Here is a 15605-nt window from a genome sequence, read left to right on the forward strand (position 1 = left end):
TGCCTTGCAGGCTTGACGAATCTGGCCCGAGGCGTGCATGACTCATGAGTAAAGGCACCAGGCCGTCACCCACGGGCGCCGCTGAGCGATGCGCTATTCAGGCATTTCACCAAACGACGGCCAGCCGACTTCATCTGATATGTGATTTCCAGTCTTGCCACCGGCCCCGCAGGATTGCGCCGGCGGGCTTCCCGAAGATCACCCGCGACACGCTCTGCCCATTGCGGCTCACGAGGCAGAGTCTGACCGCTTTTGCTGCCACGAGGATTGCCCATGTCCGATACGTCATCTCCCGATCACTCGACATCCACTGCCTCCGATCCTGCGCCGAGCGAGGGCAACGCCAGGCCACGGGCCAGAGTCTCTCTCGCCAAACGTCTTTCGCAAGCTGATTTCCAGGCGCACGCCACACGCCTGCTCGCCGAGATCTATCCACTGCGTCATGAAGAAGTCCTCAGACGCCTGGAAACGGTGCTGGATTTCCATCGCACGCGCCTGAACCCACGCGTACCGGAAGGCGAGCCGCTATGGAGCGAGCGCGACCAGTGGCTGATCACCTACGGCGACAGCCTGCAGCAGGAAGGCGAGGCGCCACTGGCGACCCTGCACGACTTCCTCACCAGCCGACTGGACGACAGCCTGTCCGGAGTCCACGTGCTGCCCTTCTTTCCGTGGAGCAGCGATGACGGCTTCAGCGTCATCCACTATCGCGAGGTCAATCCGGTCCTCGGCGACTGGCAGGACATCCGGCGCCTGAGCGAGCACCGCGACCTGATGGCAGACCTGGTCATCAATCACTGCTCACGCGAGTCACTGTGGTTCGCCGATTATCTGGCCGGCGTGCAGCCCGGCCGCGACTACTTCATCGAGATGGACCCCGACACCGATGTCTCCGAGGTCGTGCGCCCGCGCCCGTCTGCCCTGCTTACGCCGGTGCATACCCGTCGTGGCCTGCGCCATCTTTGGGCAACCTTCTCGGATGACCAGATCGACCTGAACTTCGCCAATCCCGATGTGCTGCTCGAATTCATCGGCATCCTGCTTTACTACCTCGAGCAGGGCGCGGGCATCATCCGCCTCGATGCGGTGGCCTTCCTGTGGAAACGCCAGGGCACCTCCTGCATCCACCTGCCGGAGACACACGCCGTGGTGCGCCTGCTGCGCGCCATCGTCGACCATCTGGCGCCGGGCAGCCTGTTGATCACCGAGACCAACGTGCCCCACGCCGAGAACATGTCCTACTTCGGGCTCGACCGCCTGTCACAGCACGACCTCACCGCCATCGAGGGCAGCGCCCAGGCCGATGAAGCGCATCTGATCTATCAGTTCACGTTGCCGCCGCTGACGCTGCACACCCTGACCTCCGGCGATGCCAGCGCCCTGACCCAGTGGGCCACCAGCCTGCCGTCCCTGCCTTCCGGCTGCAGCTACTTCAACTTCACCGCCAGTCACGACGGTATCGGCGTTCGTGCCCTTGAGGGCCTGTTGCCCGACCACGAGCGCGACACCCTGGTGCGGCTGGTGCATGACTTCGGTGGCTACGTCAGCATGCGCGCCAACCCCGGACGCGCCGATACCCCCTATGAACTCAACATCAGCTATTTCGATGCGCTCAAGGGCACGCGTCGCGGCCAGGACCCGTGGCAGATCGAGCGTTTCATCGCCAGTCAGACCCTGATGCTGAGCCTGCAGGGCATCCCGGGGCTGTATATCCACTCGCTGACCGCGACCCCCAACCACCAGGAAGGCGTCGAGCGCGATGGCCATCTGCGCGCCATCAACCGCCGCAAATGGCAGCGTGATGAACTGGAAGCGCTGCTGGCAAGCCCCAACACCGCGACCCATGAGGTCTTCCACGCCCTCAAGCGCCGCATGGCACTGCGCCGCAACGAACCCTGCTTCCACCCGGATGCCGACCAGAATGTCTTCGATGTCGGCCCGGACTTCTTCGTCTTCGAGCGCGTCACCCATGAAGGGCGTCGCCTGCTGTTCGCCCTCAATGTCACCGATCAGCCGCGCGTGCTGCCGCTGCCGGCAAGCTGGCAAGGCGTCGCGCTGACCGACCACCTGTGCCACGACAAGGCCTACGATCCCACCATGGCCCGCCGTCCCTATCAGGCGGCCTGGCTGATGGAGCAAACCGTGCGCCCGCCGGCCATCGAGGTTGTCTGACGCCCTCTTTTTCTCCTCCTGCCTATGACAACGGGGCTGCCACTGGCAGCCCCGTTGTCATAGGTCTTGCTGTTTCCCGCCGCGAGCCTTACTGGTTGTCCAGCTCCACCGCTTCGTGCATGCGCTCGAGCAGGTCCGGCACGGCTGACTGCACCCGGTTCCAGCTCGGGATGAAGGGCTTGTCGCGCGGATTGTCGAGGAAGGCGCTGCCGGCATCCATGATGTTGGCGGCGAACAGCTCCACCGCCGCTTCCTCGCTGTGGCGGTCCACCGTCAGGCCATTCATGACGGCATCGTTGTAGTAGGTCTCGATCAGGTCCAGCGCGATACGGTAATAGGTCGCCTTGATGGTGCGGAAGGTCTCGCCGTGCATCTCGACGCCCAGCGTGGCCAGCTTGCGATACATGGCCTTGGCGATATCCAGACTCATGCGATTCAAGCCGCCCAGCGCATCTTCCTCGGACAGCGGCTGGTGCTTGTGATCGTAGGCATCGGCGATGTCCACCTGACACAGGCGCTTGGTGGAATAGTTACGGTGGACCTCGGACAACACGCCGATCTCCAGCCCCCAGTCACTGGGAATGCGGATGTCCGCCAGCACGTCGGTGCGCATCGAGAATTCGCCGGACAGCGGGTAGCGATAGCTGTCGAGATAATCCAGGTACGGCAGCGGGCCATAGACCTTCTTGAGCGCACGGATCAGCGGCGTGACCATCAGGCGCGCCACGCGGCCGTTCAGCTTGCCCTGGGCGATGCGCGAGTAGTAGCCCTTGCAGAACTCGTAGTTGAACTGCGGATGGGCCACCGGGTAGATCAGCCGCGCCAGCAGGCCGCGGTCATAGGTGACGATATCGCAGTCATGCAGTGCCACCGCCTCGGCGATGCCCGAGGCCTGCACATAGCCTGAGCAGTACCAGACATTGCGGCCCTTGCCGGCCTCCATCGGCGCCAGGCCATGCTCGGTCAGCTCCTCATCCAGCGCCCGCAGACGCGGGCCGTCGTTCCACAGGATGCGGTGATGCTGCGGCAGATGTGAGAAGAACTCCTTGGCATGCTCAAACTGGTCACGGTCGGCGCGGTCCAGCCCGATCACGATCTCGCTGAGGTAGGGCACCTGGGCCAGCTCCTCGACGATATGCTTGAGGGCGGGGCCTTCCAGCTCGGAATACAGCGACGGCAGAATCAGGCTCATCGGTCGCTTGCGGGAGAAGCGCATCAGGTCCGCTTCGAGATCTTCCACCGGACGATCGGTCAGGTTATGGAAGTTGGTGATGATGCCATTCTGGTAAAAATCGCTCATGTCAGCTCCTTGTCATGCCGAAGACACGCATCAGGCAGGCGTCAGGCGCCCAGACCTCTGGATGTCCATTCTTCCGGCTGGCCATTGGCCAGCCAGTGACGCAATCCCTCGACCCATCCCTGCGGTCCGGGGAGATTGGCGCGAAAACAGCGGCGTTCATCCGCCAGTTGCGGATAATCGGCAAGCTCCCGATCACGCTGTGAGGTATCACCGACGCCGGGGATCAGCACAGCGTTGTCGACGGCGGCCAGCAGCGGCAGGTCATTGGCGCCATCGCCGAAGCCCAGCGTCCAGGGGCGCACCCGCTCGCAGAGCCGGTAGCGGGCGATCAGATAGCGCGCTGCCACGCCCTTGTCGCTGTCCCCGGTCACATGGTGGAAGCGCCCACCACGTGTGAGCTTGAGGCCATGGCTGGCCAGGCGCATGCGAAAGTCCTCGAGACGCTCCGGCGCGTCGCGCCACACCAGCGGTTCACTGGCATCACGCTGTCCCGCCAGGGCCGCGTCGCCCTCCGCCAGCCCCGTCAGCTCACTGATTCTCGCCACCGACATCGAGGCGAAGCCCTCGAAGGCGAACTCCCCGCTCAGCTCTTCCAGCACCGCGAGAATCCTGTCGCGGGGCATCGCCACCGCGATACGACACAGGCCGTGTGCATCCGGGGCGCTGGCCTCTTCCAGCGGATAGGCGCTCAGCCAATCGGCCGGCAGGGCCACAACGCCGCCGTTCTCGGCGATCCACGGCTGGCCCGCCAAGCCCAGCGAGTCCATCAGCGGCGCCAGTTCGGCCGCCGTCTTGGAGGTGTTGGGGACGATCCAGGCACCGCGCGCGCGCAGGCGGGTCAGCCAGCTGCGCGCCGGGCCCGGCGAGTAATCGTGGTGATCCAGCAGCGAGCCATCCAGATCGGTCAGCAACAACAGCGGTGCTTGAGTCTCTGACATGTGAACTCTCCTCGTGAAGTGCTGCAGCGTGTCGGGGGTCACCTCGACAGGATCTCGTGGCACCGGACAGGCATTGCAAGAGCATTGCAGGGAATGTGCCAAGATGGTGCATCTGCCATGACAGCCTGACCCCTCTCACCGTGACCGTGTTTGTGCGTCCGCCTATTTGCACCATAAAAGAGCACAAAGCCTGCCTTGCATGATGCCTCGCCACACGACGGCGCAAATCTTTCGTCACCAACGACGACGCCCTCGCAGATGCGAGGGCGTCGAGTCTTGGGCAAGCGGGCAACGTCTGTTGAGACTAGACCAGCCACAGCGATAGTTGCGGCCACAGCAGCAACATCGCCAGCACGCACAGCTGGATGGCGATGAACGGCAGCAGCGAGACGAAGATATCCTTGAGGCTGATGCCTTCCGGTGCCACGCCTTTCAGATAGAAGGCGGCAGGCCCGAAGGGTGGCGACAGGAAGGACACCTGCATGTTGACCGCGAACAGCACGCCGAACCATACCGGGTCGTAGCCGAGCTGCACGATGATCGGCACGAAGATCGGCAGGGTCAGCATCGCGATGCCGATCCAGTCGAGGAACAGCCCCAGCAGCAGCAGGATCGCCATCATCACCATGATGATCGCCAGCGGCGGGATATCCAGGCCGAGAATCATGCTCGACACGAAGCGGTTGCCGCCCATCAGGTTGTAGACCCCGACCAGTGCCGCCGCGCCGATACCGATCCAGATGATCATGCCGCAGGTGTTCATGGTCTGGGACAGCGCACGCTGCATCAGGGTGATGGAGAACTCGCCGCGCAGCATCACCGCCACCAGCACGCCGAAGCTGCCCATCGCCGCGGCTTCGGTCACCGAGGCCACGCCACCGTAGATGGAGCCCAGCACCAGCCCCGCGATGACCGCCGGCACGCCGATGGCCTTGAGCAGCTCACGCTTGCTCTGGAAGCTGGCGCGGCGCTCCTCCTCGGGCATCACCGGCCCCAGTGAAGGGTTGCGCAGACAGCGGATCAGCACGTAGATGATGTAGCTTGCCATCAGCACGATGGCCGGGGTGATCGCCGCGGTGAACAGGTCCGCGATCGACTGGTTGGCGATCAGGCCATAGATGATCAGCACGATGGAGGGCGGCATCATGGTGCCCAGCGAGCCACCGGCACACACCACGCCGATGGCGATGTGCTTGTCATAGCCGAGTCTGAGCATCTGCGGCAGCGCCAGAATCCCCAGCAGCACGATCTCGCCGCCGATGATGCCGGACATCGCGGCGAGGAAGAACGCCACCACGATGGTCTGGATCGCCACGCCGCCTGGCAGTCGCCCTGCCATCACGCGCATGGCATTGAACAGGTCCTTGGCGATCCCCGAGCGATCGAGCAGCGAGGCCATCAACACGAACATCGGCACCGCCACCAGCGAATACTCGGTGACGAAGCCATAGACACGACTGGTGACCAGCGGCAGCGCCATCGGTCCGAACCAGCCGAAGGTGTAGGCCAGCGCGACCAGGCCGGTGACGAAGGCCAGCGGCAGGCCGGTGACCAGCAGCGCGAAGATGCCGCCGACCAGCAGCATCGTAGCCGTTGCGATATCCATCAGCGCGGCTCCTTGTGGTCAGCTGTGGCGTCGGGAGTGGCGTCGGATGCGCCACTTCCCTCACTGCCGCCCTCGGGCGGGCGGGGCGAGAAGAAGGTCTGGTAGAGATGCCACAGCGCCTGCAGGGTCATCACCGCCAGCGCGAACAGGATCACGCCCTTGGTCAACGCCGGAAACGGCGGATTCCATGAGGTGCCGGATCGCTCCAGCTGCCACTCGCCCAGCGGACTGTGCGAGGCACGCCAGAACATCACCCAGCCCGCATAGCTCATCGCCAGACAGAAGACGAACGTCATCACGTCATTGAAACAGTCCAGCACGTAGCGAAAGCGCGTGCCGACCAGGTCGTAGAGCACACGCACGCGAATATGGCGATTGTTGGCCAGGGCCGCCGGGCCGCCCAGCGCGAAGCTGGTCGCGACCAGGAAGATCACCGTCTCGTGCACCCAGGAGGTCGGCGAATCGAGGCCATAGCGCATCACCACCTCGAACACGCTGATCGCCATCGCCAGCAACACCAGCCACGCCGCGGCGCGCGTACCCTTGCCCACCAGGCGGTCCAGCGGCGTCCGCGTGCCCAGGTTCGGGTCGTGGTCATCCGACGCCTCGGGTAGCCCCGGCGACGCCACATCATGTTCTGCCATATCGAATTCCTTGCTGACTCGCTGCCTCAAGGAGAATCGGCGCGCCCAGTGAGCACGCCGACCTTGATCTCCCGCGTCTTTATCGTTCTGCGATCGTGTCGCCAAAAGCGTGGCTAGCTGACCAGTGCCACGCGGCGGCTGGCGCCCATCCCGCGCGCCAGCGGGCTCACATCAGGTTGCGGTCGGTCAGGAAGCTGACCACGGACTCGTAGACCTTGCCGGTCAGCTCATTCTTCTCGGCCCACACCTTCCACTCCTGCTGCGCGATGCGACGGAACTTGGCGCGCTCCTCCGGCGCCATGTCGATCACCTCGATATCCGGATTGGCACGCGCCGCGCTCACCGCCTTGATGTCACGCGCCTTGAGGGTGAAGACCATGTCGTAGGCCATCGCATCGGTGGCGCTCTCCATGATCGCCTTGAGATCCGCCGGCAGGCCGTCCCAGATGCCCTTGTTCATCGACACCGCCACCATCGGCAGAGAGTGGAAGCCCGGGTAGGACGGGTACTTGGCGAAGCTGTGCAGGCCCTGGTCATCATTGGTGGCGAAGACGGTGTAATCCGCCGCGTCGATCACGCCCTTCTCCAGGCCGGTGTAGACCTCGGAGCCCGGCAGGTTGACGGGCGCCGCGCCAGCTTTCTGGAAGATGTTGTAGACCATGCCTTCCGGCGCACGCACCTTGAGGCCCTTGAGGTCATCGACGGTGCGCACCGGCTTCTTGGAGACGAAGGACTCAAGCCCGGTGGCGCCCGCGCCGATCAGGTGCACGCCGTAGGGCTCGACCAGCTCGTTGTAGAGCTCCTCACCGCCGCCGTGCTGCATGTACTCGAGATATTCCAGCGGGTCACCCCAGGCACCCACCAGGTTGCCCAGCATGCCGAAGGCCGGATTCTGGCCCGAGAAGTAGGACGGATCGGTCAGGTGGCCCTGCAGGATGCCGGCGCTGACGGCATCCAGCGTCTGATTGGCCTGCACCACGGCATTGACCGGCAGGATCTCGATGGCGATGCGGCCATCCGACATGGTCTTGATGCTGTCGGCCCAGGCCTTCTTGACCTCGAACTGCGGCTCCCCGGCCGTCTCGGAGGTCTGGAAGGTCCATTCGTACTCGGCGGCCCAGCTCGGTGTGGCGATCAGCGTGGCAGCCACGGCGGTGGACAGGGCCAGCGCCTTGAGCGTGACACGGGCGGGAGCGGCAGTGGTGCGCGGCGAGGTAGTGGTGAGCGGCGAGGTAGTGGAACGCGGCATGGTGAAACTCCTGGATTGTTGTTATGACGTTCTAGGGTCAGTGGAAGACGTGCAGGCACTTCCCGGCGTGGCGAAACGCCGCGAGGTGCCGTTCACTCGCTTGATAGCGGTGCAGACAGGCTGGGCAGCTGGCCGAAGCGGCGCAGCAGCTCCAGCGGTTCCTGGGCGCGCCCGGCAGGATGACTGCCTTCAGAGACTGCAGGCATGGCAAGCCCGAGGTCCTGACCGGTGCGGTCCAGCACATGCAGGGTCGCGGCGTGGGCGGCATCGGGCTGGCGCAGACGAATCGCCTCCATCACCGCACGATGGCGGCCGAGGCTGTCGCCCAGCTCCGAGGCATTGTGATTGGAGGTCGCCACCAGCAGGCTGATCGACGGCTTGAGCACATGGCCAAGCTGCGCCCAGATGACGTTGTGGGTCGCGGCGAAGATGGCGTCGTGGAAGGCGATATCGGCGCGGTCGAACTCCTCCATGGCGCTGCCGCCATGCACCGCCGCGGCCATGCCGTCATAGGCCTGCTCGATGGCGGACAGGTCCTGGGCGGTGGCCTCGGTGGCTGCCAGGGCGGCGACGAAGGGTTCGATGGAGATACGGAAGGCGTAGATGTCCCGTGCCAGCTGCGGATGCGGCATCGCGTAGCGCGTCATCCAGCCGGTCACGCGCGGATCGAGCAGATGCCACTCGCTGAGCGGATTGACGCGGGTGCCCTGGCCGGTGGTGCGGGTGAGAATCCCGGCATTGACCAGGCTCTGGATCGCGGTGCGCACGGTGGCGCGGCTCTGGGCGTGCTGATCGCACAGGTCCAGCTCACGAGGAATCAGGCTGCCCGGCGGGTAGCGATTCTCGAAGATGGCCTGCGCCAGCCATTCGGCGACATCGACACGCGCGGTCGAGGTCTCGCCGGCTGAGGCAGACGTTCCAGAAGAGGCATTGGCGCGCGGGCTGCCGCCAGCGGCACTCGTGGGAGGCGTGGTCATGATCGAACGTTCCTTGATGGCGTGGCGCGTCATTTGTAGCTCGCGCACATCCTTCACGGGATGCATCGCGGCGCGCTCTTGTCCGTCAAGGAATAGCCCATGTCAGACATGCCAACAAGACACCCTAGACCAAGGGTGAGACCCGACTTTGGTCACACCTTTACGCAACTCCCTGTTGCAAAAGGGCTATTCAGGTACTGGCAATTTCCCCGTGTGCTGGCGTCAGGCCGTGAATCGCACGCGGCCGATCGACACCGTACGCTCGGCACCGCTGTCCGCGACCACCGTTCTCAGCGCTTCCTCGCCTGCCGCGCCGAAGCTGGCCGACAGCTCGATCTGGCTGACGCCCTGGGCGACCAGCTCACTGACCAGCCGCTCAGCCGCCCTCAGCGTCCCCATCGTGGCGACGGAAATGCGGACCTCGCCGCTGCCCTGGCTGCTCAGTGAGGTATTGCCGCTGTTCTCGACCAGGATCAGAAAGGCATGGTGCTGCATGACGGCCATGGAAGCCTCCTTGCACGAAGATGAGCAGAGTGTGTCCGGCATCGAGAATAGCGTAGCGCGTCCGCTCCCGGGCACAGACTGATCTTTCTGAGCGCTGGTTGACCACTCTCCCACCCCGCAGTGCACCACGCCACTCGGCCTCGGCTGGCCGTGGTGCAGGCACAAAAAAACGCCTGCCGCTTGCGCGACAGGCGTTTCTTGTCTGATGCATGACAGCGTTACGCCACTGTCAGCACTGCTGCAGTGAGGGCCAGCCGGGCTGGCACCTCGTCACGCCTCAGGCGTAGACCGGCAGACGTGCACAGACGGCGGAGACCTTGGCCTGCACCTCGGCTTCGGCAGCGGCGGAATCGCCAGCGACCATCGCATCGAGGATATCGCAGATCCAGCCGGCCAGTTCCAGACACTCCTGCTCCTGGAAGCCACGCGTGGTGACGGCCGGGGTACCGATACGCAGACCGGAGGTGACGAACGGCGACTGCGGGTCACCCGGTACGGCGTTCTTGTTGACGGTGATGTGGGCACGGCCCAGCGCAGCGTCAGCGTCCTTGCCGGTCAGGCCCTGCTTGACCAGAGACAGCAGGAACAGGTGGTCTTCGGTGCCGCCGGAGACGACTTCGAAGCCGCGCTCCAGGAACACGGACGCCATCGCCTTGGCGTTCTTGACCACTTGCTTCTGGTAAGTGGTGAAGGCCGGGTCCATCGCTTCCTTGAAGCAGACCGCCTTGGCCGCGATGACGTGCATCAGCGGGCCGCCCTGGCCGCCCGGGAAGACAGCGGAGTTCAGCTTCTTCTCGATGTCGGCATTGCCTTCGGCGGACAGGATCAGGCCGCCACGCGGACCGCGCAGGGTCTTGTGCGTGGTGGTGGTGACGACGTGGGCGTGGGGCAGCGGGCTCGGGTAGACGCCAGCGGCGACCAGACCGGCCACGTGGGCCATGTCGACCAGCAGGTAGGCACCCACTTCGTCGGCGATCTTGCGGAACTCGGCCCAGTCGATGATCTGGGAGTAGGCGGAGAAGCCGGCGATGATCATCTTCGGCTTGTGCTCACGCGCCAGACGCGCGACTTCGGCGTAGTCGATCAGGCCGTTCTCGCCCAGACCGTACTGCACGGCGTTGTAGTGCTTGCCGGAGAAGTTCGGACGTGCACCGTGAGTCAGGTGGCCACCCGCGTCCAGGCTCATGCCCAGAATGGTGTCACCCGGCGAGACCAGCGCCTGGAAGACGGCACTGTTGGCCTGTGAACCGGCGTGCGGCTGAACGTTGGCGTAGGTAGCACCGAACAGTTCGCAGGCACGATCGATGGCCAGCTGCTCGACCTTGTCGACGAACTCGCAACCGCCGTAGTAACGCTTGCCCGGGTAGCCTTCCGCGTACTTGTTGGTCAGCTGGGAGCCTTGCGCCTGGATGACGCGGGGGCTGGCGTAGTTCTCGGAGGCGATCAGCTCGATGTGAGCTTCCTGGCGAACGACTTCGTCGTCCATGGCGCTCAGGAGCGCATCATCAAAACCGGCAATCTGCATGTCACGGGTGAACATCGGGTGTCCTCGCCTGAAGGGTGATGACGACAGCGAATTCCGGCGCGGCCGGCTCGCCATCTGGGGGTAAGATCAGGACCAGCATGATACCTCAGCCAGCGGCCCGATTCACATGAATCAGCATCATTGTTAACGCAAGACGGCCCCATGACCGAGACAACGATCATGAGGCCGCAGGTTGAGGTCGTCAGGCCTCGTCATCCGGCGCTGCGATGACGAGGCCTGATGGCGCTCACTGCAGGGCGCGCAGCCCCGCCATCGGCGGCTGGCGCCTCACTTCTCTCGACAGCCAGAAGCCCAGCCCGCCGATCAGCACGCCACCCGCCAGCGGCAGCAGCACCCACAGCCACGGATGCAGCACCACCGGCAGACCCAGCCAGCCGGAATAGAGACCGACCGCGGCGCCTTCGGCGAGCATCGCCGCCAGCAACCCACTGAGCAGGCCGAGCAGCACGAACTCAGCGGCCTGCAGGCGTGCCAGCAGGCCCTGACCGGCGCCGAACACCTTGTACAGCGCGCCTTCGTGCTCACGTGCCGGACGACTGGCTACCAGCGCCGCGTAGAGCACGCTGGCCCCCGCCAGCAGCACCAGCCCCAGAATCAGCTCCACCGCACGCGACACCTGGGCGATCAGCTCCTGCACGCGGGTCAGGATGGCGTCGATATTGATCAACGACACGCTGGGGTAGTCGCGCACCAGCGGCGCCAGCTTGCGCTCGTCCTCGAGATGAAACGCCGTCATGTAACTGTGGGCGAAGCTCTCGAGCGCACCGGGCGGGAAGATGACGTAGAAGTTGGGCAGGAAGCTGTCCCAGTCGACATGGCGCAGATTGACCACCTGGGCCTTGACGGTCTCGCTGCCGATGGTGAATGACAGGCTGTCACCGATGACCAGCCCCATGCGCTCGGCTAGCTCCTCCTCCATCGACACCGGCACACCCTGAGTGGCGGCGAGGCGGCTGCGTGCCTCGCTGTCTGCATCGGCGAAGTCATTGATCGGCGTCCACTCGCCCGCCGACAGGCGGTTGTGGTCCGGCAGATCACGATGCCAGGTCAGGTTCAGCTCACGCTGCGGGACGCCCTGCTGCTCGCCATCCCCCTCATCGCTGCGCCCTTCCTGCATGCCGCCTGCCGCCGGCTGATCCGACTGGGCTGCCTGCAGGCGCTGCTGGGTGCGTCCCAGCAGGGACTCGCCCTTGAGCGCCGTGATGCGTCCACGCACCATCGGGTAGAGCTCGCTCTGGCTGTCGCCGGCCTGCTCATCCACCATCGCGGTCAGCTGCTCGCCGAAGGCCTGCTGCTCTCCGGGCTGGATATTGATCGCGAAGTGATTGGGCGCATTGGTCGGAATCTGCGCCTGCCAGCGGGTGATCAGGTCACCGCGTACCAGCGCGATCAACGCCATCGCCGCGAAGGTCACGGCAAAGGCGACCAGCTGGCCGAGGCTGGCACCGCGCCGCCTGGCCAGCATGCCGCCGGCGAGGCGAATCGGCCGGCTCCAGCCGCCCTGACCGCGCATGCGTGCCACCACCTTGAGCATCAGCGACAGCAGCAGCTGCCCCACCACCATCAGCAGACCCAGCGCGATGATGCCACCGACCAGCAGGCCGGCCGCCAGCATGAGATCGCCCGAGTAGAGCCACATCAGGGCGCCGAACACCAGACTGGCGATCGCCACCACCACCCACGCCGAGGCAGGCAGCGGGGCCAGCTCACGCCGCAGCACCTTGAGCGCACTGACCTGACGCAGACGCAGCAGCATCGGGCCGGCAAAGCCGACCAGCACCGCCAGCGCCGTCAGAATCCCCAATGCCAGCGGCAGCGGCCCCGGTGCAGGCAGCTCCAGCGGCAGGAAGCGCTCCAGCAGCGCCACCAGTCCCATCTGTCCCAACAGGCCCAACACAGCACCCCCGGTACTCGCCAGCAGGGCCAACCAGCCAAGCTGGGCCGCGAACAGCCGTGACAACTGACGCTGAGAGGCACCGAAGCAGCGCCACAGCGCGGCGCTATCCAGATGACGCTCCACATAGCGGCGCGTCGACATCGCCACCGCGACCCCGGCCAGCAGCACCGCCACCAGCCCGGCCAGACTCAGGTACTTGTCGGCACGCTCCAGTGAACGCCCCAGACGCGGGCGGTCTTCGCGCACGTCCTTGAGCCGCACCTCGGCGTTGTCGGCACTCGCCAGCAGCGGCGCGATGGCGTCGCGTGCCTGCTGCACCGCCGCCGGATCACCCGCCGCCAGCAGGCGATATTCCATCCGCGAGCCGGGCTGGATCAGACCGGTGGCGTCGAGATCTTCCATGTTGAACATCAGGCGCGGACTGAACTCGGAAAAGCCGCCCTGCTGATCAGGCTCACGCGTGATCAGGCCACTGATGGTCAGCTGCTTGCGCCCGACCGTCAGGGTATCGCCGACCTCGGCCGACAGCGCCATGGCGAGGCGCGGCACGATCCACGCCTCGCCCGGCGGCGGAATCTCCGCGCGTGAACTGGTGCCTGGCGCCTGAGCCTCCTCGCCCGAGGCATCCGACTCCAGCTCCACCCGGCCGGCGAGCGGATAGCCCGGCGACACCGCCTTGAGGCTCGACAGCACGAAGCTGTCGCCGTGCGAGGCCATCGAGACCATGCCCAGCTGCGGCGACATCTCAAGTCCCGCTGCGCGGAAGGCCTCGGCGAAGCGCGGGTCGAGCGGGTTGCTGGACTCCAGCACCAGGTCCCCGCCGAGCAGCTGGCTCGCCTGGCGATTGAGTCCACGGTCCAGACGGTCAAGGAAGAAGCCGATCATGGTGGTCGCGGCGACCGCCAGCATCAGCGCCAGAAAGAGCGCGCGCACATCACTGGCGCGCAGGTCACGCAGCAGGCCACGCAGCGCCAGCGGCAGGCGCGCCCCACGCGGGCGCTGCGCGTTGGCGGAAGATGTCGCCGCGCGGTCAGACACCCGGGACTCAGACATCGTCGCCTCCTTGTGGCGTCGCCACGGCCGGCGCACTCGCTTCATCCTTCCACTCCACCAGCTTGCCGGCCTCGAGATTCAGGCAGCGATCACAGCGCCTGGCCAGCGTCAGGTCGTGGGTGACCAGAATCAGCGTGGTGCCCCGCTCGCGGTTGAGGGTGAACAGCAGCTCCGCGATGCGCTCGCCGGTGGCGGTATCCAGGTTGCCGGTCGGCTCATCGGCGAACACCAGCCCCGGCCCCGCGACGAAGGCGCGCGCGATGGCCACGCGCTGCTGCTCGCCGCCGGACAGATGACGCGGCAGGTGATCGAGTCGCTCTCCCAGCCCGACCCGCGTCAGCCAGTCACGCGCCTGCGCCTCGATATCGCCCTGCGGGGCCAGCTCCAGCGGCATCAGCACGTTCTCCAGCGCCGTCAGCGTCGGCAGCAGCTGGAAGTTCTGGAACACGAAGCCGACCTGCCCCGCGCGCAGCGCCGCACGACCATCCTCATCAAGCCCTGCAAGCGAGCTTCCGAACAGGCGAATATCGCCCTCGCTCGGGCTGTCCAGCCCCGCCAGCAGGCCCAGCAGCGTCGACTTGCCGGAACCGCTGGCCCCGATGATGGCGACGCTTTCCCCGGCCTGCACGGCAAGCTCCAGGTCCTCGAGGATGGTCAGGCGCCCTTCGCCACTGGTCACCCGCTGCGCCAGCCCGCTCACTTCCAGCACCGGCGCAGGCGTTGCGCTGGCCTGCGCGTCTGACGAGGTTTGATCCGACGCAGGGGTCGCGTCGTTAATGGAGGCGTTATGTGACATCGTGTCTGCTCGCTTATGGTAGAGAACGGGGTGGGCACGAACTCCAGACCCCGAAACGGGTATGAATAGTGTGCAGATGATGGAGATGATGAATGCAGAAATGGCTAGTGAATCGCCGTGACACCCAGTGCCTGGCGAGCGATGGCAAAGTCCCCGGCACGCCGGGACTCAAGCGGCTGCGCAATGCCCTCGCCAGTACGGCACTGAGCCTCGTGGCCGTGCTGACGCCCCAGGTGGCGCTGGCCGATGCGCCGGCCCCCTGGCTGGTGGTCGGTGATTCCATCTCGGCCGGTTACGGCATCGACAGCAGTCAGGGCTGGGTCGCGCTGCTCGACGAGCGCCTCGAGGACAGCCTGGGCAGCGATGCGCCAGAGGTCATCAATGCCAGCATCAGCGGCGACACGACCGAAGGCGGCCTCAATCGTCTGCCGGCACTGCTCGCGCGACACGACCCTTCACTGGTGATGATCGAACTGGGCGGCAACGACGGCCTGCGTGGCCTGCCACCCGCCCGCATGCAGGCCAATCTGGCCAGCATGATCGAGGCCGTGGAGGACGCCGATGCCCAGCCCGTGCTGCTCGGCATCGAGATTCCGCCCAATTACGGCCCGGCCTACACCGATGCCTTCCGTCAGGTCTATCGGGATCTGGCCGACGAATATTCCGTGCCGCTGGTGCCCTTCATCCTCGAAGGCATCGCCACGGCCCCGGCCAGCGAGAAGCTGATGCAGCAGGACCGCATTCACCCCACCGCCAAGGCGCAACCGCAGCTGCTCGACACCATCTGGCCGACACTCGCGCCATTGGCGCAACACGCGACGTCAGCGGAGTGATCCATATCAGGCGCGGCGCATGTCACGACAGCTTGCATGCGCCTACCTTGCCGCGAGATGACAATCCGCGCCTGCCTGATCAGTGCCTGT

Annotated in this window: 12 protein-coding genes; 2 read left to right on the top strand and 10 right to left on the bottom strand. The window is 65.5% G+C overall.

Annotated features, from left to right (window positions below; genetic code table 11):
* The first annotated feature begins 273 nt into the window (after window positions 1-273).
* The gene (locus AOG28_RS05110) at window positions 274-2172 is read left to right on the top strand and encodes a sugar phosphorylase (protein WP_082388296.1); all 1899 of its coding nucleotides are present in this window, start codon (window positions 274-276) and stop codon (window positions 2170-2172) included.
* Between the two features lie 88 nt (window positions 2173-2260).
* On the opposite strand, the gene AOG28_RS05115 is transcribed toward AOG28_RS05110, so the two are convergent.
* The 10 genes from AOG28_RS05115 to AOG28_RS05160 all read right to left on the bottom strand — a co-directional run bounded on the left by AOG28_RS05115 (window position 2261) and on the right by AOG28_RS05160 (window position 14682).
* The gene (locus tag AOG28_RS05115) at window positions 2261-3472 is read right to left on the bottom strand and encodes a hypothetical protein (RefSeq protein ID WP_054555542.1); all 1212 of its coding nucleotides are present in this window, start codon (window positions 3470-3472) and stop codon (window positions 2261-2263) included.
* Window positions 3473-3513: 41 nt separating this feature from the next.
* Window positions 3514-4410 carry an HAD-IIB family hydrolase gene (locus AOG28_RS05120; RefSeq protein WP_054555543.1) on the bottom strand — a complete coding sequence of 299 codons (897 nt, stop codon included), beginning with the start codon at window positions 4408-4410 and terminating at the stop codon, window positions 3514-3516.
* 304 nt (window positions 4411-4714) lie between these two features.
* Complete coding sequence (locus AOG28_RS05125) at window positions 4715-6016, bottom strand: TRAP transporter large permease (protein WP_043331381.1); 1302 nt, start codon at window positions 6014-6016, stop codon at window positions 4715-4717.
* Window positions 6016-6660 (bottom strand): TRAP transporter small permease subunit, encoded by a 645-nt coding sequence (locus tag AOG28_RS05130; protein ID WP_054555544.1) that lies wholly within the window; start codon window positions 6658-6660, stop codon window positions 6016-6018. Before AOG28_RS05130 ends, AOG28_RS05125 begins: the two co-directional genes overlap by 1 nt.
* Before the next feature lie 166 nt (window positions 6661-6826).
* Complete coding sequence (locus tag AOG28_RS05135) at window positions 6827-7909, bottom strand: TRAP transporter substrate-binding protein (protein ID WP_082388298.1); 1083 nt, start codon at window positions 7907-7909, stop codon at window positions 6827-6829.
* 92 nt (window positions 7910-8001) lie between these two features.
* Window positions 8002-8886 (bottom strand): FadR/GntR family transcriptional regulator, encoded by an 885-nt coding sequence (locus AOG28_RS05140; RefSeq protein ID WP_082388394.1) that lies wholly within the window; start codon window positions 8884-8886, stop codon window positions 8002-8004.
* A 222-nt stretch (window positions 8887-9108) separates the two neighbouring features.
* Window positions 9109-9390 carry a DUF6506 family protein gene (locus AOG28_RS05145; RefSeq protein ID WP_054555545.1) on the bottom strand — a complete coding sequence of 94 codons (282 nt, stop codon included), beginning with the start codon at window positions 9388-9390 and terminating at the stop codon, window positions 9109-9111.
* Window positions 9391-9667: 277 nt separating this feature from the next.
* Window positions 9668-10930, bottom strand: a complete 1263-nt coding sequence (glyA, locus tag AOG28_RS05150) for a serine hydroxymethyltransferase (protein ID WP_054555546.1) — start codon at window positions 10928-10930, stop codon at window positions 9668-9670.
* Between the two features lie 232 nt (window positions 10931-11162).
* Window positions 11163-13886 (bottom strand): ABC transporter permease, encoded by a 2724-nt coding sequence (locus tag AOG28_RS05155; RefSeq protein ID WP_082388300.1) that lies wholly within the window; start codon window positions 13884-13886, stop codon window positions 11163-11165.
* Window positions 13879-14682 (bottom strand): ABC transporter ATP-binding protein, encoded by an 804-nt coding sequence (locus tag AOG28_RS05160; protein WP_054555547.1) that lies wholly within the window; start codon window positions 14680-14682, stop codon window positions 13879-13881. Before AOG28_RS05160 ends, AOG28_RS05155 begins: the two co-directional genes overlap by 8 nt.
* 92 nt (window positions 14683-14774) lie before the next feature.
* Here AOG28_RS05160 and AOG28_RS05165 point away from each other — a divergent pair, with 92 nt between their 5' ends.
* Window positions 14775-15515 carry an arylesterase gene (locus AOG28_RS05165; RefSeq protein ID WP_082388302.1) on the top strand — a complete coding sequence of 247 codons (741 nt, stop codon included), beginning with the start codon at window positions 14775-14777 and terminating at the stop codon, window positions 15513-15515.
* The last annotated feature ends 90 nt before the right edge of the window (window positions 15516-15605 follow it).

Origin of the sequence: Cobetia sp. UCD-24C (assembly GCF_001306765.1) — a bacterium.
Lineage (GTDB): Bacteria > Pseudomonadota > Gammaproteobacteria > Pseudomonadales > Halomonadaceae > Cobetia > Cobetia amphilecti.

Excerpts from the sequence above, each read along its gene's own strand:
- AOG28_RS05110 (WP_082388296.1), top strand. The coding sequence starts at position 274 with ATGTCCGATACGTCATCTCCCGATCACTCGACATCCACTGCCTCCGAT.
- AOG28_RS05115 (WP_054555542.1), bottom strand. The coding sequence starts at position 3,472 with ATGAGCGATTTTTACCAGAATGGCATCATCACCAACTTCCATAACCTG.
- AOG28_RS05120 (WP_054555543.1), bottom strand. The coding sequence starts at position 4,410 with ATGTCAGAGACTCAAGCACCGCTGTTGTTGCTGACCGATCTGGATGGC.
- AOG28_RS05125 (WP_043331381.1), bottom strand. The coding sequence starts at position 6,016 with ATGGATATCGCAACGGCTACGATGCTGCTGGTCGGCGGCATCTTCGCG.
- AOG28_RS05130 (WP_054555544.1), bottom strand. The coding sequence starts at position 6,660 with ATGGCAGAACATGATGTGGCGTCGCCGGGGCTACCCGAGGCGTCGGAT.
- AOG28_RS05135 (WP_082388298.1), bottom strand. The coding sequence starts at position 7,909 with ATGCCGCGTTCCACTACCTCGCCGCTCACCACTACCTCGCCGCGCACC.
- AOG28_RS05140 (WP_082388394.1), bottom strand. The coding sequence starts at position 8,886 with ATGACCACGCCTCCCACGAGTGCCGCTGGCGGCAGCCCGCGCGCCAAT.
- AOG28_RS05145 (WP_054555545.1), bottom strand. The coding sequence starts at position 9,390 with ATGGCCGTCATGCAGCACCATGCCTTTCTGATCCTGGTCGAGAACAGC.
- glyA (WP_054555546.1), bottom strand. The coding sequence starts at position 10,930 with ATGTTCACCCGTGACATGCAGATTGCCGGTTTTGATGATGCGCTCCTG.
- AOG28_RS05155 (WP_082388300.1), bottom strand. The coding sequence starts at position 13,886 with ATGTCTGAGTCCCGGGTGTCTGACCGCGCGGCGACATCTTCCGCCAAC.
- AOG28_RS05160 (WP_054555547.1), bottom strand. The coding sequence starts at position 14,682 with ATGTCACATAACGCCTCCATTAACGACGCGACCCCTGCGTCGGATCAA.
- AOG28_RS05165 (WP_082388302.1), top strand. The coding sequence starts at position 14,775 with ATGCAGAAATGGCTAGTGAATCGCCGTGACACCCAGTGCCTGGCGAGC.